Genomic DNA, 21,492 nt, shown 5'->3' with positions numbered 1-21,492 from the left:
GCCGCGTTGTCCGAAAGTGCGTTGCCGAAAAGTTCCGGTAGCTCCGCTGCAACGGCTCTGCGGAACCCGTCGACCTCGGCCATCGGGACCTGCCGGTGGCGGTCCTCGTCGTCGACGAGGACCAGTTCGACGCGTCGGCCGTCGCCCGCGCCTTGCGGTGCACGGCACAACACCACGCGGCCTCATCGGGCGTTCAAAGGGCAAGGACCCCTTTTGAGCGCTCTGACATGCAAGACGTCGACAGACGTCGACCAGGCAGCGCGACCACATGCTCAACTCCGGCCTGTACACGGCCCGTCAGGCCCCATCCGCCTCATGGTGCCAGCCGCTGGCAGAAGGGCCTCGTCGGCCTGGCTGCGTGGTCGTGCGTTACTGTCCTCGTCGCGTTTCTGGGCGCAAACATGAGCCCTTGATGGCCGGTTGGCCCGCGCTGCCCGGTCGGCGTGTGGCCCCGCCCAGGTCCCGCGTCGCTGCGCGCCGCGTAAAAAGTTGTGTACGGCACCAGTTCTGATGCTCATTCAGGTCACCGCGGCTCTTTGGGTCACGGGAAGCTGCCGTGACGGCCCGCGCATCCTGTCGGCGATCCACCCGCGTGGCTCACGAGAGGCCTGCCGCACCCGTGCGGCCGTCCAGGGTGCGGCGACGGGCAGGTCGTGTCCCAGGCCGAGCGGGTGGACCTGGTCCTGCGCCCGCGGCCCACTCTGCGATCTTGATGGTTCCCGCGTATCGTCGAAGACGCGGCAGTCGTCTGCACGCCAGGCGTTACCAGCTGCGATATCGACTCGCAGCTTGACCTTCGAACAGTCTGCGCCCCCGTTGCGCCTCCATCGGCTTGCTCGCGCCGGAATCCCACGTACCCGTGGCGGCAGCCCATGGACGCATGCGGTTTTCACCCTTTCCATCCGTGTGACCAGGACGCCGACCGTCGGCCGGATCCGCCAGGTCCGCGCGAAAGGTGACGGAGTTTTAGAAATGCCCGAGTCCACCACGATCGACATGCGCGCCCGCGCCAACCGGCCGGCCGACGCTTCCCCAGCGCGGGCGAGCGTCCTCAGCTTCTGTGCCCCGCCAGCGGGCGATCTGCCGTCGCTCGTGCCGGTCATGTCCGCTGTCGTGTCCCGGAACATCCCCGGCGACGGCTTCGTCTTTTCCGGTCCTGGGTCGCCGGGCGACGTCTGCCCTGACGCGACGCCCGTGTGCAGCATCGCCGCCCCGTCCTGTGCGGCCTTGGTTCCCGGCATCGACGAGGGCTACGGCTTCCACCGGGTGCGCGACGGGGGCATCACGGCCATGGATGCGACGAAGACCGGCCTGCCCGTGAGCCCGGGCTGGACGGTGCAGACGCGCAACGGTTACGTGCAGTCCGCCGGCCGTGGCCGCGCCGACGCCCGGCCGCCGCTGACCAAGGGCCAGGCCTGCTGCCGCCTGGCCCGGCGACGCCCGCTGGTGGACCGAGCAGAACGAGGCCCTGCAGACGATCACCATCCTGGCCGCCTGCGGCCACCTCGACGCCGGCACCCAGAAAAGCGGCCGGCCTGCCTGGTGCACTCGAACGTGGCTTGCCTTTTCGGCGTCTACCAGGACCGCACCATGAACCTGCGCAAGGAGCCCAGCGGGTACCGCTTCTTCGCCCGCTGTGCCCAACCGCGCCGCTTCGAGGAGATCCAGGCCTCGACCATCACCGGCATCGGCAAGCCGGCCGGGCTGCGGCCCGCCATGGCCTGGCTGCGCCAGGCCCTGGACCATGGCCGGCCGACTCGAATCCCGGCCGCCACGCCAGCCCCGGCTGCGCCCGGCAGTAGAGGAGTGACTGTCCCATGTACACGAAATTCCCCAAGGGCGCGGCGAAGCGCACCGACCCCGGGACGGCGGCCGAGGTTCTCTACGACGCCGTCATCGTCGGCGGCGGGATCTCCGGCGCCCTTGTCGCCCTGCGGCTGAGCAACGCCGGCAAGAGAGTGCTGCTCCTCGAAGCGGGCCCGGCCGAAGACCTCACCCTGAGGGGCTACGAGAAGTACCTCGACCGGTTCTACTCGGCCATCAGCAAGGACAATCAGGCCCCCTACCCGGCCGTCGCCAACGCCCCGATGCCCCGCGGCACCGACGCACGGCGCATCACCCCGGGTGCGCCCGACGCCTCGGCCTACATCGTCCAGAGCGGGCCCTTCGCCACCGACACCACCTATACGCGGGTCCTCGGCGGCACCACCATGCACTGGGAGGGCAAGACACTGCGGATGCTGCCCGAGGACTTCCGGATGCGGACGCTCCACGGCCAGGGGGCGGACTGGCCGCTCACCTACGAGGATCTCGACCCGTACTACAACGAGGCCGAACGCGAGATCGGCGTCTCCGCCGACGTGGAGGACCAGGCCTACCTCGGGATCACCTTCGACGAGGACTATGTGTTCCCCATGAAGGGACTGCCCCTGTCCTACCTGGACCAGATGGTCGCCAAGGACATCGACGGCATGCCGGTCGAACTCGACGGGGAGCACCGAAAGCTGCGGGTCCGGCCGTTCCCGCAGGGCCGCAACGGGATACCGAACCCGGCCTACGACGGCGGGAAGGGCTATGTGCCGCAAGGGGCAGTGAGTGCGTACCAGGTCGAGGTCGGCGAGCGGTGCCAGGGCAACAACAACTGCGTGCCCATCTGCCCGGTGCAGGCCAAGTACAACGCCGGCAAGACCCTCGCGGTTGCCCTCCAGAGCGGCCGGGTCGACTTGGTGGCCCAGGCGGTGGCCCACAAGGTGCACATCGACGAGCACACGCGCCGGGTGACCGAGATCGAGTACCGCCGCTACGACCGGCCTGACAGCCCCGGCTTCACCACCATGACAGCCCGCGGCCGGCTGTTCGTCCTGGCCGCCAACGCGGTGGAGAACCCCCGGCTGATGCTGGCCTCCGGCCTGCACGGTCCGAACGGCCTGATGGGCCGCAACTTCATGGACCACGCCTACCTGCTGGCGTGGGGCCTGCTGCCAGAGGTGGCCGGCACCTTCCGTGGCACGATCTGCACGGGCGGCATCACCGACCTGCGCGGGGGCCACTTCCGCAGCCGTCAGGCGGCGTTCAGCGTCGACATCCACAACGACGGCTGGGGCTGGGCCCGGGGCGCCCCGATGACCGACCTGATCGGCCTGGTGCACTCCGGCGGCTGCTACGGCGAGTCCCTCCGCCAGGGCCTGGTGGACCGGGTCTCCCGCCAGCTTCAGCTGGCGTTCATGGTCGAGGTCCCCGCCGACCCGAGTAACCGGGTCACCGTGAGCCCGGACTTCACCGACAAGCTGGGCAACATGCGGCCCATCCTCACCTACGACATCCCCGAGTACACGATGCGCGGGGTGGCGTACGCCCGACAGCTGTCGAGACGGATCTTCGCCCGCCTGGGGGCCGAGGACCACACCGCGTACGACCCGAACTTCTGGGGCTACGCCGTCCACGACGGCGAGGGGTACGAGATCCGCGGGGGCAACCACCTCGCCGGCACCCACGTGATGGGCCGCGACCCGGCGACCTCCGTGGTCAACGCGGACCAGCGGTGCTGGGATCACGAGAACCTCTACATGGTCGGTGGGGGAAGCATGCCCACCGTGGGCACGTCGAACGTGACGCTCACCGTCGCCGCCCTGTGCCTGCGCAGCGTCCGGGCCATGCTCGCCCAGCTCGACTCCGAGAGCGCACCGATCAACATCACCTCCGACCGGCGCCACACGGCGCCGACCTCAGGGGAGGCGGCCCGATGACCGTATCGACCATCGAGAACCGTGACGACCTGCTCAGCTACCTGAACGCGGCGATGGCGCTCGAGCACGCGACCATCCCGCCGTACCTGACCGCGTACTACTCCATACACTCCGGCACCAACTCCGACGCCGCCCACATCATCCGGGTGATCGCGGTGGAGGAGATGCTGCACCTGACCCTCGTGGCCAACGTCCTGAACGCCATCGGCGGGGAGCCCGACCTGACCCGCCCCGGCTTCGTGCCGTCCTATCCGGCCTACCTGCCGGACGGGGAGAACGACTTCACCGTCGACCTGCGGCCCTTCTCCCCCGAGGCGGTGGAGACGTTCTGCAAGATCGAGCGGCCGGGCCAGGCCCCCGGTGCCGGCTCCCGGCTGATGACGACATCAAACAGCGCAACTCCGCTGCTCTCCAGCCCCACCGCCGAAGGAATGCGCTACTACAGCATCGGCGAGTTCTACGAGGAGATCATCGAAGGGCTCGAGAAGGTGGCGGCCGGCAACCCCGCGCTCTTCTGCGGGAATCCGGCCCGGCAGGTGGGGCCCGAGTCGTTCTACTCCGGCGGCGGGACGGTGATCGTCGTCTCCGACCTGGACTCGGCCCGGCAGGCGCTGCGTCTCATCGCCGACCAGGGCGAGGGCCTCGATTCAGGCCTGTACGACGCGAGCGGAGAGCTGGCCCACTACTACCGGTTCCGGCAACTGCAGCTCGGGCGCTACTACCAGGTGGGCGACCACCCTGACGCGCCTTCGGGACCTTTGCTGAGCATCTCCTGGGACGATGTCTACGACGTGAAGGTCAATGCCCGGCTGGCCGACTACCCGACGGGATCCGAGCTTGCCCGTGTGGCCCGGGACTTCAACGCCGACTACGGGGCCTTTCTCGCGCTGCTCACGAAGGCTTTCAACGGGCAGCCGGGCGTCTTTGAGGAGGCCGTCTGGGAGATGTTCCGCCTGCGTGACGCGTTCAACCGGCTGGTGTGCAACCCCCTGCCGGGCAGCGACGGCCTGCACGCCGCTCCCACTTTCGAGATTCCGGCCGAGGCTGGGCCGAATCCGCAGACCCCACCCGGTGCCGGCGAGACAACCCAGGCGGTGACGCGATGACCGCCCCGTCGTTGGAGGAGTTCCTCTTCCTGTCGGCCGACCTCACCGCCTTCGCGGAAACCGATCTGCTGGGCACCGGCATGGCCCACAAATATCTGGCGAAAACGCGGGCCGCCTGCGGCGACGAAATCGTCACCGCCCTCCTGGACGCTCACCGCGCAGCCCGCGCCGACGCTGCCGGTGATGCCACACGCCTTGCCCCAACCCCGCTCGACCCGGATCTGTTCGACCGCTCGCTGCGCCACCGGATTTTCAGCGACGACCGCCTGGGCCCGGTGGCCCGCAATGTGATCAAGCTCTGGTACGCCGGGATGTGGTACGCGCTGCCACCCGAGTGGATCGACCGCTACGGCGCCCATACCGCGGCAGAAACCTCCACGGTGACCGCCGCCGCCTACCAGGAGGGGCTGCTGTGGCGGGCCATCGGGGCCAACCCTCCGGGCGCCAAGGCACCCGGATACGGCTCCTGGACTCAGCCGCCCCGCATCGCGGACCGCTACCTGAAAGGGGCGACAAGATGACGTACGCAACTGACCGTCTCAGCCCGGACAAGGTGAAGCTCGGCGTCTGCTGCACCCTGTGGTGGAACGACGACTTCCCCACCATCGACGCCGGCATCTCCTTCGACCAGGCCGTGAGCGACATGGCGCTCGCCGGCTTCCAGGGCTGCAGTATCGGGCACAAGTACCCCTCGGACGCCACCGAGCTCATGGCCGCCCTCAATCTCCGCGGCCTGCGGGTGTCCGAGCCCTGGACGAGCACGTACTTCACGATCAACAACATGCGGCAGAAGACGATCGCCGCTTTCGAGGAGACCCTGGCCCATATCAAGGCCCTGGGCGGGACCGAGCTGGTCGTGGCTGAGTTCGGCGCTTCGTCGCACCTGCTTCCCGTGGACGTGTTCGCCAACCGCCCGGTCTTCACCGACTCCCAGTGGGACGCCCTGACATCGGGCCTGGACGAGCTTGGCAAGATCGCCTGCTCGGCCGGGATGAAGCTCAGCTATCACCACCACATGGGCACCGGCGTCATGACCCGGGCCGACATCGACCGGCTGATGGCTTCGACCGATCCGGACCTGGTCCACCTGCTGCTCGACACCGGCCACATGGCCTTTGCCGGCGACGATCCGCTGGACCTGGCCCGGGCCTACGCCGACCGCATCGGCCACGTCCACCTGAAGAGCATCCGGCCCGAAGTCGTAAGACGGGTGCGCGAAGAGGGCCGGACGTTCCAGGAGAGCATCGAACTCGGCGTCTTCACCGTGCCCGGAGACGGCGCGATCGACTTCCGGCCCATCCTCGAGGTGCTGGCCACCGCACAGTACGAGGGCTGGCTGGTCGTGGAAGCGGAGCAGGATCCGAACAAGGCGGTCCCGCTCGAGTACGCCAAGAAGGCCCGTGCCTACCTGGCCGACGTCTTGGGCTGGTGACCATGAACGCGAAACTCGGACGAGACGTATTCTTCAGTTTCTTCATGTTCACGGCCGATTTGCGGCCACAGGACACACAGTACAGCCGGATCCTGATCAATCACCTGAAGGCCCTGACCGACCTGGGCTACGACGGCTTCGACGTGCATATCGCCGCCCAGCCCACCACGGTCGACCACAAGATCGAGGTCGACCGCTACATCGGCCTCAGGAAGGCATTCGAACAGGCAGGGCTGGGGGAGGCGAAGTTCACCACCAACGTCGGGACCACACGCACCTTCGACCCGACGTCGCCGTACGAGGAGCAGCGCCGCCAGGCCCTGTCCTACCTCAAGTCACGCGTCGACATCACACGGGTCCTGGGCGGCGACTCGATCATGTCAGGGCCGTTCATCTCCCCCTACGGGGTCTTTCCGCTCACGGACACCGATGAGCCGATCTGGAGCGACGCCCTGCAGGACTGGATGAAGCCGCGCTATGACGCAGCGCGTTCCGTCTTCGAAGAGCTGTTGGAGTACGCCGCGGCGCGAGAGGTGCGGCTCGCCGTCGAGCCCGTCAAGAACTGGGAGACGCCGCCACCCAACATGGTCTCGGAGGTACTGGACTTCCTCGAGAGCCTCGAGCACCCACAGGGCGGCGTGGCGATCGACACGGCGCAGGTCCTGATGGAAAGCCAGGGTCCCTCGGCCTTCAAGGAGAACGTCGCGCGAGCCGCACGGCAGAACCGGCTCCACTACGTCCATATCTCCGCACCCGACCGGGGGGCGGTGAAGGACAGCTGGATCCCGTGGGACGTCATCTCGCACGAGATCGAGCCGGTGTACCGCGGGCCGTACTTGATCGAAGTGTTCAACGCGATCCCGCCGTTCGACAGCTCTATGCGCATGGCACGTCGGCGTTTCTGGCGACCTGGCGAGGACGACCCGGTGCCCGGCAGGGACAGCGCCTACGATGTCGCGGCGGCCGCGCTGGAGGAACTGCGAGAGCAGACCACATAACCCCGGAGAGGCCTCGAATGCTAACTCAGGTGTCAGACCCCATCATCATGACCGTGAAGCAGACAGGCGATGTCCGTATTCACACCTTCGTCGCGTCCTTCGCGTACAGCAACATCGCGAACGCCACGCACATCATCGAAACCAAGAACCAGCTGGTTCTCGTCGACGGGCAGTTCCTCGCCCCCTATGCGAGGGCGTTCAGGGACTATGCCGACAGCCTGGGCAAGCCGATCGAAAGACTGTACGTCTCTCACCGGCACCCTGACCACTGGTTCGGTTTGGGGACGGCGTTCACCGACATCACGGTCTACGCGTTGTCCGAAACCATGACCTTCATCCACGAGCATGGGGAAGACTCGAGAAGCGACCACTGGAAACTCGGCGACCTCACCCCGGAACGCATAGTCGTTCCCAAGCAAGTCGCCAGTCCCGGCGAAGAGACAATCGACGGGACCAGGTATGTCTTCGATCGGGTGACGGACACCGAAATCGATTACGACCTCACCATCAGGCTTCCCGAAATAGGCGTGTATTTCGCTCAGGACCTGATCTACAGCGGCACCCATCTGTACCTGACGAAACACATGGACCACTGGATTCAGGTGCTGCAGGAAATGCTGGTGTCCGACTACGAGTTGTTCATGCCGGGCCACGGCCTGCCGGCCGACAAGAACGAAGTCGCCCGCAACATCGAGTACCTTTCCGCCGCCCGGCAGGCGATCGGCAACGGGCTGACAAACGACACCTTCAAGAATTTCATGCTGCAGCGGTATCCGGAACGCAAGTGCCCGGGGATCTTCGACATATACATGCCCCGGCTGTTCGGCGGCGCGAGCGACTACTGACCACGGAGGTGATCCAACCATGAACGAGGCCTGCACTGTAGGAAAGTACCTGGCAGACCGGCTCCGCCAACTCGGGCTGGAGCATCTGTTCGCCATCGCGGGTGACTATTCGATAGAATGGTTGAACCGGCATGTCACGCCCAACGGCATTGAAATCATCGAGGAAGTCAATGAGGTGAACGCCGGTTACGCGGCGGACGGATATGCGAGACTGAAGGGAATCGGCGCCCTCTGCGTCACCTACTCCGCAGGCGCACTGTGTGCCGTGAACGCTGTCGCCGGTGCCTATGTCGAGAAGGTGCCGCTCGTGCTGATCAACGGCACACCGAGCGTAAAGAAGACCATCACCTTCGAGCAGACCGGCTTCAGTGCACATCACTTCATCAGTGGACGCGAAACGGATCTTCAGTCGTTCGAGCACCTGACGGTCGCGGCCATACGGATCGACAACCCGGACCTCGCGCCGACGCTGATAGATTATGCGCTGACCCGGTGCATAAGTGAACGGCGCCCGATTTATATCGAGCTGCTCCAGGACATGGTCGACTTGGAGTGCGAGCCGCCGAGAGGTGTTCTGAAGCCGACCAGGACCCTGTCGGACGAGACCAGCCTGGAACAGTCGGTCGCACAGATCTGCGCAAAGCTCGAAAGCGCCGAGAATCCGCTCATCTGGCTTGGCGTGGAGATCGACCGGCTCGGCCTTCAGGACCAGGCCATGAGTCTGATCCAGCAACTGAACGTCCCGTTCGTCACGGAACTCCTCAGTAAAGCCGTCCTTTCCGAAGACGATGCGCTGTTCGTCGGCGTGCTCGACGGCCAGGCGTCCTCGACGGCCGTCACGGATCTGGCCAGCACGTCGGACTTCATACTGGCCCTCGGCGTGTGGCTGACAGACATCAACTCGTTGGGCTGGGACCCGGACTACGACAAGACCGCATTCGCGTCGTTCGACGCGGTCAAGTTCGGAACCTATTTCGGTGGACAGGTCGCGTTGGAGCACCTGATCGACGGCATCCTGGCGGAAAAGATCGCGCCCAAAGAGCGGAAACTTCCGGAAAAGCCGGCCCGCAGCGCGCCGACCATGGGCGAGGCCGATGTCATCACGTACCAGGGGTTCTACAACTGCATCCAGCAGTACATCGACAGGAACACCATCGTCGGCGCCGATGCGAGCATGAACTACTTCGGGAGCCTGCTGCTCGATGTGCCCAGCCCGGGAGGGTTTATCGTTCAGTCGTCCTACTCGTCGATAGGCTACAGCGCGCCGGCCGCGACGGGTATCTGCCTGGCAAAGAGTCCCGACCAGAAGGTAATGGTTTTCTCGGGCGACGGCGGCTTCCAGATGACCGCCCAATGCCTCTCGATACAGACTCGCTTTAGGCTCAATCCGGTCATCTTCATCATCGACAATGGCGTCTACGCCGTAGAGCAGTGGCTCGCTGATGCAGCGGTATTCCATTCCGACGAGCCGTTCTACAAGCCCTGCGTGCTGCACCGGTGGAATTACAGCATGCTGGCAGAGGTCTTCGGGTTCGGGTGCCGGGGTTGGGAAGTCGGCACGTATGGAGAGCTGAGGGATGCTGTGACGGGTGCACTGGAGAACACGAGCGGCCCGTCCATCATCCAGGTGCGAGTGCCTGAAAAAACGATCCCCGACAATGCGAAGTGGAAGGCCCATTAGCAGGACGAACAAGGGGCGAGAATTTAATTCCGGCGAAGATCACTGCAATCACGGGAGCGGTTCGTCGCCGGCTCCTGGCCAGGGACCCGCCCGGCGACCGGCCAGCGCCAGCCGGGTTTCGCCGCCGCGCATCGACTACGGCGCCGACGATGCACAGCCCGATGTCCAGGGATGTCCAGGCCCTTGCCGCTGCGTTCAGCTCGCCAGGTGGTGAGCGTGGGTCCGACCGACTCCCAGCGCGCATCGGACAGGTCGCTGGGATACGGGCGCTGTCGCGTCCTGTTTCGGTAGTACCTCCGGCACGGCACCACCCCCGGGGCGCAAACAGCGTCAGCCAGGGGCGCATGGGGATAGGCAGGAGCGACTGGTCCGTAACGGACTGACGCGCCGCCCCACCGTCAAAGCGCCGCTCAGATTGCCTTGCGGTGCTGGGCCGCGTACGCGGAACAGGCGTACGCGGAGCAGGCGTAGGAGGCACGCGTTCCGCCACCGATGCGGGGGATGGACGTCACCTGCTCGCCGCAGGGCAGACCGTAGCCGGCGCACCTGCGGTCCCCGTCAGCAACGGGAGCGGTGCGGAGCGGGGCATGGCAGACCCTCATTCATCCGTGGGATCGGGTTACGGGTGTACGCACTTTCAGGGGTGGGGCGCTGAGGGCGGCTCGGGTTCGCCGGCAAAGGCCTCGCAGCGATGCAGCTGGGACCGCGCGCGGGCGCCCCGCTGCGACGGGCTCCTCACGGTCCAGCCACAGTCGCACGGTGCGTGTCAAAGCCCATCCTTGTGAGGGCTGGCATCTAGATTTCGAAACAGCAAATCGCAGGAGGTCGGCGTTATGGAGCAGGAGTCGGGGAGGAAGTCCTTTCTCGAGAGGACTGCCTATGTGGTGACACCGGGCTCGGTCGTGATCGGCCTGCTGTACTACTTGGGGAACAGGTACCGGAGCGCTTACTACTCCTACTTCGGAATCCCGATGCGTGATTTGGAGCTCACTCCCCAGGATTACCTGCTCGACAGTCCCACCGCGCTCTTCTTTCCGCTGTGGGTCCTGCTTGTCCTAGGCCTCGTGGGGGTGCTGTTGTTCCGCGCGACGGAGCGGTGGCTGTCGGAGAAGGCGTCGGACAGGCAAAGGAGGCTGGCAGCCAGTGCAGTTGCCGCATCGGGTGCCGTGCTGCTCCTGGTCAGCTTTCCGGTTCTGCTGGAGCCGCTCTGGTGGCAACGTGGAGTGCTGCAGGGGATTTCCAGCTTCTGGGTACGCGAGTTGCTTCCCCCAGTAGTGGTGGCCGTCGGCGTCCTCATACTGCTGTTCGCGCTGTATCTGCGGCACGGCCCTGAGTATCGGAGACAGCGTCTGTGGAACGCCGCACAAGGGCTACTGCTGGCCGCGGTCGTGATGATCATCTTCTTCGTCATGGCGCGCTATGCGTACGGGGCGGGGATGTCCCGCGCCCAGAACGACGCCGAGAGCGGCTACCGGGGAACCACGCGTGTGCTGGTCCACTCCCGCACGCCCATCCACGCCTCGGCCTCCTCCATTACCTGCGAGGACCGTGGCCGGGCGGATCGGCCGTATCGGTTCCGGTGTACCGGGTTTCGTATTCTTGCAAAGTCGAGTACCCGGTATTTCCTGGTGCCGCACAAGCGCCCGAGTGATGTCGACGTCGTCCTGGTCCTGCCCGACGACGACAGCGTCCGGGTGGAGGTGTCCGGTATGTGGCGCGGGGTTGTTCGTCGGTAACCCGTGTGGTGACGCCGGCAGTCGTACTACGGCACCCCAGGTGATTCCTCCGGCACGACGTCTTCTTCTGAGCCGTCATCTGAGCCGTCAGGAGTGTTGTCCGGCTCGTCCGGCGTCTGAGTCGGAATGATTTCTGTTTCATCGGCAGATGACGGCAGGTCGGTGGGTGTGGGTGTGGGCGGGGGTGTCTCTTGAGGCGAGGAGCTGGAGTCCTCCTCGACGGCTTCTGCCGACAGGTCCGAACTGATGGATCCCTGGTCGGTCTCGACCGTCAGGCTTCCCGTCGTGCTTTCACCTGGCGGAGCAAGCAGCTGGAACGTGCAGGACTCTCCAGGATTGATCGTCTCACCCGTACAGGTGTCATCGGACACCTCGAACCCCGTCGCCGACACGTCGTTGACGACCATCGGCTCATCCGATTTGTTGCGGATCTCCACGTCCCGTGCCGCGGGCTCACCGACGGCGGTCTGCGGGATGTCGATATCCTGCCCCTCTTCCTGTTCGCTTCCCGGAAAGAGGGTGGCGGCTCCTACAGGCTCGGCGTCCACGGATGTCGCGGCCTCACCTGGGGACGCACTATTTCCCCCACAGCCACCGGCCGCGAGCAGGGCAGCCAGCGCGACGGCCGTCCCCAAAGCCGCCCTTCCCGTCCTGTCAGGCATAACGCCTCCGTCACATGCTCGATCAGCCCTTAAGGCTTCGCACGCACCGCACTCCTGACCAAATCGGCGTCCTTCGCCGGCGGAGCCGGAGAAGCGACCGGATTCCTTAAGTCAGGCAGCCGGAATGGAATCAAACGCTCCTCATATCAGCTTACTCAGCATGGGAAACGTGGCACGCTCATTGGGCCAAACGGGTGAATTGCTGTTTAACCTCGATCTTTTGTGAGGGCCCACCGACACCGTCGGTGGGCCCTCACAAAAGATCGAGGTAAGTGGCCCGAAGAGGAAACGAGTTGGGTAGGCCGTGAGTACGCGAACAAGACGCAGGCCAACAGGGCGCTTCGCAATTGGTTGGTGGGCCACGAAGCCGGGGCGATCGTCGCGCGTTCCGACATGAAGTTCGGCGAGTGGTTGGACAAGTGGTTCGTTGGTCTCCGTGTCGAGGAAACGACCCGGGCCGGGTACGCGCCGAAGATTCGCCTCCACATAAAGCCACACCTTGGGGCGAAGAACCTCAGAGACGTCACCGACGACGACTTGGATGCCCTGTATCGGAAGCTGGAGACGACGCCGTGTCCGACGAACCGAGGTAAGCCCCTGGGGGCGAAGTCCGTTCGCCACGTCCACAACATCCTGTCGGGTGCGTTCGAGGCTGCGGTCACGAAGAAGCTGATCCCGGCGAACCCGGCGGCAACTGCCAATCCGCCCACGACCCGGCAGATCAAATCGCAACAGCGCAAGTTCGTGACTCTCGACGACGCAGCGACGGCACGGTTCCGCGGGGACGTCTGGACGCCGTGCGGGCAGCGCGACTGCGGGCCGTTGCACTTCTGCACGCGTGATGCGCCGCGGGGGACGACGTACACGGCGACGGGCGTCCGGCGCAGCGAGGCCCTGGGGATGATGTGGGACCTCATCCACTGGGACTCACCAAGGACGGGGACGACAACGCGATCATCTACGTCGACCAGGCGCTGATGAGCGTGCTCAAGGTGCAGTGGGAGCGCCAGCAGATGTGGAAGGAGGAGCTCGGTGCGCTCTGGACGGACCAGGGCCTCGTCTTCGCGCGGGATGGATACAGGCTCCGTAAGGACGGGATCACCCCCGGAGGGCCGCAGGACGCCGGCCAGGTCAGCGCTCGATGGCGGACCATCAGAGAAAGGCTGGACCTTCCAGACCGGTTCCGCATCCACGACTGGCGGCACAGCAAGGTCACCAACGACCTGGATGCGGGGGAGAATCCTGTGGAGGTCTCCGCAAACGTGAGGCACCACTCACCGGGCTACACCATGGCCCAGCACGGTAAGCGCCGAGTCGAAGGCGCCCGCAAGCTCGCGGCCGGGACGGCTCAGCGCATTGGTCTGGGGGCATCGCATGAAGCGCCGGACGCGCTGGTCACGCCGCTGGTCACGGCGCCAGGTGAAGCCCCACATCGTCCCAGGCCAGAGGGGTAGACGTCGCGGAGACGGCCGGGGCCGCCACCCCCCACAGGAGAGGCCCCGGCCGTCGCGCGGCACGGGCCGCGCGGCGGCCCGTACTTCCTACAGCGCCGTCGGTGCGTTTTCTGTCACACCCCCGGGTGTCACGCGCCCCGTCCGAGGTAGTTGCATCTTGTACGGACATGGACGGGCAGCGGTTTCAGGTCGTAACGTGCCTTTCGCGCCGGGCGCGGAAGTTGCAGGACCACCGCAACCATCGGCGGCTCGAAGCCGCGACCATCGACTGAGGAACACTGTGCTGGGGGACGACGCGGAGCTGACGGCCGCCGTGCTTGCCGCGCAGGACGGGGACGAGACCGCGTTCCGGACTGTGTACCGCACGGTGCACCCGCGGCTGCTCGGGTACGTACGGACACTGGTCGGCGATCCCGACGCCGAGGACGTGGCGTCCGAGGCGTGGCTGCAGATAGCCCGTGACCTGGACCGGTTCAGCGGCGACGCGGACCGTTTCCGCGGCTGGGCCGCCCGGATAGCCAGGAACCGCGCGCTGGACCACATACGCATGCGCGGCCGCCGCCCCGCGATCGGCGGCGACGAGACCGAACTGACCGGCAGACCCGCCGACTCCGACACCGCGGGCGAGGCCATGGAGTCGCTGGCCACCGACAGCACCCTTTCCCTCATCGCCCGGCTGCCGCAGGACCAGGCCGAGGCGGTCGTGCTGCGGGTGGTCGTGGGCCTGGACGCCAAGACCGCCGCCGAGACGCTCGGCAAGCGGCCGGGTGCCGTACGGACGGCCGCGCACCGCGGTCTGAAACGGCTCGCCGAACTCATCGACGGCGATCCGGAATCGACGGGCGGCCTCGACGCCCTGCCACCCCCGCGAGAACCGCGCGGACGGGCGGTGACGTCCGCGAGTGTGACGGATACACGTGCGCGGACGCAGAAGGACATGTGATGGCCGACGAGCACTATAGGTGGCTGGACCGCGAAACGGCGGAGCGTCTGCTGAGCGGAGAGTCCCTCGATGCTGTCGACGCGGCCGACCGCGACCAGGCCGAACGGCTCGCCAAGACCCTCGGCGCACTCTCCGTCGACTCGCCTGCCGGTGCCGAACTCCCTGGTGAGGCGGCCGCGTTGGCCGCTTTCCGCAAGGCGCGCACGGATCGCGTGGACGACTGGGTCGGCGACCGGGCTGTTGACGACAGCGGTGCGCGAGCCTCCCGGGACCGGCGCTCCCGGCCCCGTTCCTCCGACGCGGGCCTGGTCCGCATCGGCGGCCCGGACCCGGACGCCCCGCGCCGCCGCCGCACCCGCCCCGTGCGCCTCGGGCTGGCCGCCGCGCTGGCCGTCGGCATGGCCGGGGGTGTCGCCTTCGCGGCCGGAACCGGAGCGCTGCCGTTCAAGGACTCCGAACCGGAACCCGCCGCCTCCGTCTCGGCCGCGGTGACACCGGACCGCCCGCTGGTGACGCCCTCGCCGAAGGGCCCTCAGAGCGAGCCCACCCCCGACGGCGCCACCGGCGACACCGGGCAGGGCTCCTCCCGCGACACCGCACGCGGCGGCTCGGCCACGCCGGACGACGGCTCGCAGACCGGCACCGGCAACGGCGCCGACGGCCAGGAAGGCCGCTCCGGCGGCGAGTGGAGCGGGGCCGTCTCGGCCTGCAGTGCCGTGCGCGACGGCGAGAGGCTGAGCTCCGAGCGCAGGCGCGCGCTGGAGGGCGCGGCCGGCGGCTCCGCGAAGGTGTGGAAGTACTGCGCCGGTGTGCTCGCCTCCGGCTCGTCCGAGGAGGACGCCCACAGCGACGGCAAGGGCGGCACGGGCGAGCAGAACGGCCAGGACGGCCAGGAAGACAACGAAGTCAAGGGCGACCGTGACGACGGGGACGGCCGGAACCCGGGCGAGGGCTACACCGGCGGCGACAACGGCACCGGCGGCAACGGCCACCACGCGAACGGCGGTCTGGCCACGCCGTCGGCCGTCGCGTCCCTGGAGCCGGAGCCGGCCACGCCCTCGCCCGGATCGACGCCCAGCCCGACGTACAGCGCGCTCTGATCAAAAAAGGACGTCACTGACCTGCGGATTCGTGGGTCGCGCGAGTTCCGTCGAAATTCTTCCGCGGTGAGTGTGACGTTTTCGGCCGCCGTGGCGCAGTAATGAGTGAGCCGACTGGTCATCGGCCGTCGCACAGAGCCGGGGTTCCCCCCGTACTCGCGGCTCGTGCACCTAGGCGCGGGCGGGACACGTTCCCCCGGTCCCGCCCGCGCCCCATACCTGAATCCTCGCGCCTCACCAGTGGACGACGACCTTGTCGCCGTTCCGCACCTGCGTGAACAGGTCCGCGATCGCCGCCTCGTCCCGTACGTTGACGCAGCCGTGCGAGGCGCCCGCGTATCCCTGGGCCGCGAAGTCCGAGGAGTAGTGCACCGCCTGGCCGCCGCTGAAGAACATCGCGTACGGCATCGGCGAGTCGTACAGCGTCGACACGTGGTGCCGGGACTTCCAGTAGACGCTGAACACGCCCTCGCGGGTGGGTGTGTACTGCGAGCCGAAGCGGACCTCCACGGTGGTGACCGTCCGTCCGTCGATCATCCAGCGCAGGGTCCGGCTCGACTTGCTGATGCACAGCACCCGCCCGGTCAGGCAGCGCGGATCCGGTGCGTCGGCCTGCTGTCCGCCCATCAGATACAGGTCCCATTTGCCCGGCTCCCGCGTCATCCTCAGCAGCCGCTGCCAGGTGACGGTGTCGGTCTCGCCGGTCTTCGGCAGCCCGCGCTTGCCCTGGAAGCCCTCGACCGCCCGCTCGGTCAGTTCGTCGTACGACCCCGTCGGCCCGTCGAAGAGCCAGGCGACCTGCCGCAGCCGGGCCTGGAGCTCACGGACGTCCCGGCCGGTGTCGCCCCGGGACCAGAGGACTTGAGGGGCGGGCTCGGTCTCCTTCTCGGTGGGCGCGGAGCTCGGCTTGTCGTCCTTCGGAGTGGCCGGGGGACTGCTGCCGGGAAGTTCGATGCGCACCGGCGAGCCCTGCTTGCCGTCCCCGTCGGCGGCCCGCACCGTACAGGCGCTCAGCGCGGCCAGGGCCAGCAGCGCGGCGAACCATCTCCCCATGTCCTCAGTACGCACGGCGACCCCCCGTCGTCTCACCGATGTGCGCCGATGCCACCTGAGATGTCTGCCCCCGGATGACTGGTTGCGAACGGCGCGGCATTGTTGTGACCGGGACCGCAAAAGTCCTGTGAGCAAGGTCCCAGCGTGCTCCCCTCCACCGGGTGCACGCCCACCGCTACAGTCCGTCGAAGGGTCGGACCGGAACCGGCGAGTAACAGCTCAGCGGGAGGCACACACACCATGGCGCGCGAGTCGGAGTCCGGACTGCCCATCGAGCCGGTGTACGGTCCCGAGGCTCTTCAGGGCTGGGACCCGGCGGAGAAGCTGGGCGAGCCGGGGAAGTATCCCTTCACCCGGGGCGTGTACCCCTCGATGTACACCGGCCGCCCCTGGACCATGCGCCAGTACGCGGGTTTCGGTACGGCGACGGAGTCCAACGCCCGCTACAAGCAGCTGATCGCCAACGGCACGATGGGTCTGTCGGTCGCCTTCGACCTGCCCACCCAGATGGGCCACGACTCCGACGCTCCGATCGCGAGCGGTGAGGTCGGCAAGGTGGGCGTGGCGATCGACTCGATCGACGACATGCGGGTGCTGTTCGGCGGGATCCCGCTGGACAAGGTCTCCACGTCGATGACGATCAACGCCCCGGCGGCCCTGCTGCTGCTCATGTACCAGCTGGTCGCGGAGGAGCAGGGCGTGACCGCCGACCAGCTGACGGGCACGATCCAGAACGACGTGCTCAAGGAGTACATCGCGCGCGGGACGTACATCTTCCCCCCGAAGCCCTCCCTGCGGCTGATCGCCGACATCTTCAAGTACTGCAAGGCCGAGATCCCGAAGTGGAACACCATCTCGATCTCCGGCTACCACATGGCCGAGGCGGGTGCCTCGCCCGCGCAGGAGATCGCGTTCACGCTCGCGGACGGCATCGAGTACGTGCGCACCGCGGTCGCGGCCGGCATGGACGTCGACGACTTCGCGCCCCGGCTGTCCTTCTTCTTCGTGGCCCGCACGACGATCCTGGAGGAGGTCGCCAAGTTCCGCGCCGCCCGCCGGATCTGGGCGAAGGTGATGCGGGAGGAGTTCGGCGCGAAGAACCCCAAGTCGCTGATGCTGCGCTTCCACACGCAGACCGCGGGCGTGCAGCTGACGGCCCAGCAGCCGGAGGTGAACCTGGTCCGGGTGGCGGTCCAGGGCCTGGGCGCGGTGCTGGGCGGCACGCAGTCGCTGCACACGAACTCCTTCGACGAGGCGATCGCGCTGCCGACGGACAAGAGCGCGCGCCTGGCGCTGCGCACCCAGCAGGTCCTTGCCTACGAGACGGACGTGACGGCGACGGTCGACCCCTTCGCGGGCTCCTACGTCATCGAGAAGATGACCGACGACGTGGAGGCCGCGGCGATCGAGCTGATGGCCAAGGTCGAGGAGCTGGGCGGCGCGGTCGACGCCATCGAGCACGGCTTCCAGAAGGGCGAGATCGAGCGGTCCGCCTATCGCATCGCGCTGGAGACCGACTCCGGCGAGCGGGTCGTGGTCGGCGTCAACCGCTACCAGCTCGACGAGGAGGAGCCCTACGAGCCGCTCCGCGTCGACCCCGCCATCGAGGCACAGCAGGCGGAGCGCCTGGCGAAACTCCGTGCGGAGCGGGACCAGGCGGCGGTGGACGCCGCGCTGGACGCCCTCAAGAAGGCGGCCGAGGGCGAGGACAACGTCCTCTACCCGATGAAGGACGCGCTGCGGGCCCGGGCGACGGTGGGCGAGGTCTGCAACGCGTTGCGGGGGGTTTGGGGGACTTACGTGCCGAGCGATGCCTTCTGACCTGGGCGATTACTCCGTATGAGTGATCACGAGCTGAATCTGCGTGCCTCCGGTTACGCTCGTTGCAGAGTGGGCCCCGAAAAGGAGGACGCCATGGCCGTACTGCAGCAGGAGCTGACCCTGGGCGAGGCTGCCGACCAGCTTGCCCGTGCACTGCCTGGCCACCGCGTGGAGATTCTCCAGGGGAGGCTCACTGTGACACCGCCGCCGGACGGCTCGCATGCGCTGTCGTTGACGAAGCTGGGCAGGGCATTCGACCGGGCAGGGATCGTCGAGGCAGGACACGAGTATGTCCAGGGCGTCGGCCTCTGGCTGCCTGCTTTGCCCGAAGACTTCGCGATCCCTGACTTCTCCGTCGTCGACGAGGACTTCCGTGACGCCCACGTCACGAAGAACTACTACGCACCGAACGTCTTCCGTCTCGTCGTCGAAGTGACGTCGTCGAACTGGTCCGACGACCTGTACGTCAAGGTGGAGTGCTACGCCCAGGCTGGCATCCCCGCGTACCTCGTCGCGGACCGCAAGCACGACGAGGTGCTTCTCTACACCGACCCGGCCGACGGCAAGTATCCCGAGCCCCAGTGCTTCAAGCGTGGCCAGAGTGTGCCCGTGCCCGAGTCCGTGGGCGTCCGGCTGGAGCTCTCTGTGGACATCCTTCTCGACGGCTGAAATTCACGGTCGGAGTGTCGTACCCCCGTGCGACACTCCTTCCCATGCTTGGTGTCATCGATCTCCCCACCTATCTGGCGGGACTCGTCCTGATAGTCCTGCTCCCCGGTCCCAACTCCCTGTACGTCCTCTCCGTCGCCGCCCGGCGCGGGGTGCGGGCCGGGTACACCGCCGCGGCGGGGGTGTGGTGCGGGGATGCCGTGCTGATGACCTTGTCGGCTGCGGGAGTTGCCTCGTTGCTTCAGGCGAACGCCGTGTTGTTCGGGATCGTGAAGTATGCCGGGGCCGGGTATCTGACGTGGCTGGCGGTCGGGATGCTGCGGGCGGCGTGGGGGATGTGGCGGGGTCGGCGGGAGAGGGCCGCCGTCGAGGATGCGAGCGGTGCCGGTGCCGATGAGCGGCCGTATCGCCGGGCGCTGGTGATCAGTCTCTTCAATCCCAAGGCGATTCTGTTCTTCGTCGCCTTCTTCGTGCAGTTCGTGGATCCGGGGTATGCGTACCCTGCGGTCTCCTTCGTCGTGCTCGGTACGTTCGCGCAGTTGGCCAGTTTCCTGTATCTCAGTGCGCTGATATTCAGTGGGACGAAGCTGGCGGCGGCGTTCCGGCGGCGTAGGCGGTTGTCTGCGGGGGCCACTTCGGCGGCGGGGGCGTTGTTCTTGGGGTTCGCGGTGAAGTTGTCGTTGGCCAGTTCGTGAGGCGGTAGGTCGTACGTCGGATGCGGGTTCGTCGTGGCTTGTCGCGCCCCGCGGCGGAGCCGCATATCGATACAACCCCGCGCCCCTAAAAGCTAAAAGCCACCCACTCGCCCGGCGTATCCCGCTAGCCCCGTCAATGTGTCGCTTGCCCAGCCGACATAGCCGTCCGGTCGGACAAGGAACAGCCCGCTGCCGTACGCCTCCTGCTCAGGCCCGCGTACGAGCCGCACCGAGTCGCCCACCTCCGGCGCCTCCCTGCCCAGCGCCAACAGCGTCCAGTGCGGACCCCGGAACGCGTCGAAGAGCCGTACGCCTCCCACCACCGCGTCCGGCGCTCGGTCGCCGGCCCGCACTCGGCCCACGCCGGCCGTCCGTGCCTCCTCCGTCAGTGACGACTCCCGGTAGCCCAGGCCGAGTTGGCGGGTCGCCTCGCCCCGGCGGGTCACTCCCCGGTGCACGCTCGTCGACAGGCCCAGCATGTCGGCGGCGATGGGGCGGCGTTCCTCCTCGTAGGTGTCGAGGAGGGCGGCCGGTGCCCCGCCCAGCAGCACCGCGCCCAGTTTCCAGCCCAGGTTGTAGGCGTCCTGGACGCTGGTGTTGAGGCCCTGACCCCCGGCGGGCGAGTGGACGTGCGCCGCGTCCCCGGCGAGGAAGACCCGGCCGGAGCGGAAGCGATCCGCCAGGGCCGCCCGGGGCCGGAAGTCCGACGCCCAGCGCACCTCCGTCACGTCCTCGGGGGCGAGGTGGGACCGCACGGCGACGACCTTGCGGATGCCGTCGAGGGAGAGGTCCACCGTGCTGCCCTCGGGGAACCGGGCGACGGCCTGGAAGTCCTCCGTACCCGCGAGCGGGCAGATCGCGAGGAAGCCCTCGCCCTCTCCGCTCGGCGGGAAGATGTGCCAGTTGTCGCGGTCCAGGCCGGTGATCCGCAGGTCCGCCACCAGGGTTGGGTTCGGGTCGACGGTCTCGCCGGTCATGGCGATGCCGAGCGCCCGGCGTACGACCGAGCGCCCGCCGTCGGCCGCGACGACATACCGGGCACGCGCATCCGGGCCCGAGGCGAAGCGCACCGTCACCCCCTCGGCGTCCTGCTCCAGCCCCACCACCTCCCGGCCGACGGCCACCCGCCCGCCCAGCTCCTCCAGCCGCGCGAACAGGATCTCCTGCGTGCGCCACTGCGGCACCATCCACGGCTCGGTGTAGGGGGAGTCCTCCGTGGCTTCGACCGGGTCGAACATCCGGTGCTCGCCGGCACGCTGCCCGTCCTGCCAGATCATCCCGACCGGGTAGTCGCCCCCGGCCGCGCGGATCGCGTCGAGGACGCCGAGGTCGTCGAACACCTCCATCGTGCGCGGCTGGATGCCCTTGCCGCGCGAGCCGGGGAACAGGGCGTCGGCCCGCTCCACCACCAGCGCGTCCACGCCCCGCCGGGCGAGGTCGACGCCCAGGGCGAGACCGGTGGGGCCCGCGCCCACGATCAGTACATCTGCATTCACAGTCACAGCCGCTCTCCTTAACGCTGTTAAGTGACGTCGGTGAGACAGTGTCCTT

General features: G+C 67.4%; 19 protein-coding genes. 16 read left to right on the top strand and 3 right to left on the bottom strand.

Going from position 1 to position 21,492, the window contains the following annotated elements; genetic code table 11:
* Window positions 1-972 precede the first annotated feature (972 nt).
* The 9 genes from OG252_RS20580 (at window position 973) to OG252_RS20540 (ending at window position 11,544) form a co-directional block, all read left to right on the top strand.
* Complete coding sequence (locus OG252_RS20580) at window positions 973-1,941, top strand: hypothetical protein (protein WP_266434650.1); 969 nt, start codon at window positions 973-975, stop codon at window positions 1,939-1,941.
* Window positions 1,896-3,746, top strand: a complete 1,851-nt coding sequence (locus tag OG252_RS20575) for a GMC family oxidoreductase (protein ID WP_354006255.1) — start codon at window positions 1,896-1,898, stop codon at window positions 3,744-3,746. The genes OG252_RS20580 and OG252_RS20575 overlap by 46 nt, the downstream gene beginning before the upstream one ends.
* Window positions 3,743-4,852, top strand: coding sequence for a ferritin-like domain-containing protein (locus OG252_RS20570; protein ID WP_266434648.1), 1,110 nt, complete (start codon window positions 3,743-3,745; stop codon window positions 4,850-4,852). Before OG252_RS20575 ends, OG252_RS20570 begins: the two co-directional genes overlap by 4 nt.
* Window positions 4,849-5,373 carry a hypothetical protein gene (locus OG252_RS20565; RefSeq protein WP_266434647.1) on the top strand — a complete coding sequence of 175 codons (525 nt, stop codon included), beginning with the start codon at window positions 4,849-4,851 and terminating at the stop codon, window positions 5,371-5,373. The genes OG252_RS20570 and OG252_RS20565 overlap by 4 nt, the downstream gene beginning before the upstream one ends.
* Window positions 5,370-6,284: a myo-inosose-2 dehydratase gene (gene iolE / locus OG252_RS20560; RefSeq protein WP_266434645.1), complete on the top strand. Its 915-nt coding sequence runs from the start codon at window positions 5,370-5,372 to the stop codon at window positions 6,282-6,284. Before OG252_RS20565 ends, iolE begins: the two co-directional genes overlap by 4 nt.
* Window positions 6,285-6,328: 44 nt before the next feature.
* Window positions 6,329-7,282: a sugar phosphate isomerase/epimerase family protein gene (locus tag OG252_RS20555; RefSeq protein ID WP_266434644.1), complete on the top strand. Its 954-nt coding sequence runs from the start codon at window positions 6,329-6,331 to the stop codon at window positions 7,280-7,282.
* 47 nt (window positions 7,283-7,329) lie between these two features.
* Window positions 7,330-8,127 carry an MBL fold metallo-hydrolase gene (locus tag OG252_RS20550; RefSeq protein WP_266434642.1) on the top strand — a complete coding sequence of 266 codons (798 nt, stop codon included), beginning with the start codon at window positions 7,330-7,332 and terminating at the stop codon, window positions 8,125-8,127.
* 19 nt (window positions 8,128-8,146) lie between these two features.
* Window positions 8,147-9,808 (top strand): alpha-keto acid decarboxylase family protein, encoded by a 1,662-nt coding sequence (locus tag OG252_RS20545; RefSeq protein WP_266434640.1) that lies wholly within the window; start codon window positions 8,147-8,149, stop codon window positions 9,806-9,808.
* Window positions 9,809-10,641: 833 nt separating this feature from the next.
* On the top strand, window positions 10,642-11,544 hold the full coding sequence (locus OG252_RS20540; RefSeq protein WP_266434637.1) for a hypothetical protein: 903 nt from the start codon (window positions 10,642-10,644) through the stop codon (window positions 11,542-11,544).
* 26 nt (window positions 11,545-11,570) lie between these two features.
* Here OG252_RS20540 and OG252_RS20535 read toward each other — a convergent pair whose 3' ends face one another.
* Window positions 11,571-12,092, bottom strand: a complete 522-nt coding sequence (locus tag OG252_RS20535; RefSeq protein WP_266434635.1) for a hypothetical protein — start codon at window positions 12,090-12,092, stop codon at window positions 11,571-11,573.
* 468 nt (window positions 12,093-12,560) lie between these two features.
* Between OG252_RS20535 and OG252_RS20530 the strand changes: the two genes are divergently transcribed.
* From OG252_RS20530 to OG252_RS20515, 4 genes are all read left to right on the top strand, one after another.
* Window positions 12,561-13,184, top strand: a complete 624-nt coding sequence (locus OG252_RS20530; protein ID WP_329337793.1) for a hypothetical protein — start codon at window positions 12,561-12,563, stop codon at window positions 13,182-13,184.
* Window positions 13,184-13,660 (top strand): hypothetical protein, encoded by a 477-nt coding sequence (locus OG252_RS20525; RefSeq protein ID WP_329337791.1) that lies wholly within the window; start codon window positions 13,184-13,186, stop codon window positions 13,658-13,660. Before OG252_RS20530 ends, OG252_RS20525 begins: the two co-directional genes overlap by 1 nt.
* Window positions 13,661-13,940: 280 nt before the next feature.
* Window positions 13,941-14,603, top strand: a complete 663-nt coding sequence (locus tag OG252_RS20520) for an RNA polymerase sigma factor (RefSeq protein ID WP_329337789.1) — start codon at window positions 13,941-13,943, stop codon at window positions 14,601-14,603.
* Window positions 14,603-15,703, top strand: coding sequence for a hypothetical protein (locus tag OG252_RS20515; RefSeq protein WP_329337787.1), 1,101 nt, complete (start codon window positions 14,603-14,605; stop codon window positions 15,701-15,703). The genes OG252_RS20520 and OG252_RS20515 overlap by 1 nt, the downstream gene beginning before the upstream one ends.
* Window positions 15,704-15,937: 234 nt before the next feature.
* Here the strand turns inward: OG252_RS20515 and OG252_RS20510 are convergent, their stop codons facing one another.
* Window positions 15,938-16,756: a L,D-transpeptidase family protein gene (locus OG252_RS20510; protein WP_266448143.1), complete on the bottom strand. Its 819-nt coding sequence runs from the start codon at window positions 16,754-16,756 to the stop codon at window positions 15,938-15,940.
* A 240-nt stretch (window positions 16,757-16,996) separates the two neighbouring features.
* Here OG252_RS20510 and OG252_RS20505 point away from each other — a divergent pair, with 240 nt between their 5' ends.
* From OG252_RS20505 to leuE, 3 genes are all read left to right on the top strand, one after another.
* The gene (locus tag OG252_RS20505; RefSeq protein WP_329337785.1) at window positions 16,997-18,577 is read left to right on the top strand and encodes an acyl-CoA mutase large subunit family protein; all 1,581 of its coding nucleotides are present in this window, start codon (window positions 16,997-16,999) and stop codon (window positions 18,575-18,577) included.
* A 93-nt stretch (window positions 18,578-18,670) separates the two neighbouring features.
* On the top strand, window positions 18,671-19,246 hold the full coding sequence (locus OG252_RS20500) for a Uma2 family endonuclease (RefSeq protein WP_266434623.1): 576 nt from the start codon (window positions 18,671-18,673) through the stop codon (window positions 19,244-19,246).
* A 44-nt stretch (window positions 19,247-19,290) separates the two neighbouring features.
* Window positions 19,291-19,941, top strand: coding sequence for a leucine efflux protein LeuE (gene leuE, locus OG252_RS20495; protein ID WP_266434621.1), 651 nt, complete (start codon window positions 19,291-19,293; stop codon window positions 19,939-19,941).
* Window positions 19,942-20,033: 92 nt separating this feature from the next.
* Here the strand turns inward: leuE and OG252_RS20490 are convergent, their stop codons facing one another.
* On the bottom strand, window positions 20,034-21,437 hold the full coding sequence (locus tag OG252_RS20490) for an FAD-dependent oxidoreductase (RefSeq protein ID WP_329345171.1): 1,404 nt from the start codon (window positions 21,435-21,437) through the stop codon (window positions 20,034-20,036).
* Window positions 21,438-21,492 lie beyond the last annotated feature (55 nt).

It is taken from the genome of Streptomyces sp. NBC_01352 (assembly GCF_036237295.1).
Lineage (GTDB): Bacteria > Actinomycetota > Actinomycetes > Streptomycetales > Streptomycetaceae > Streptomyces > Streptomyces plumbiresistens.
The sequence above is the reverse complement of the archived record's forward strand: the minus strand, read 5'-3'. Positions and strand labels throughout refer to the sequence as shown.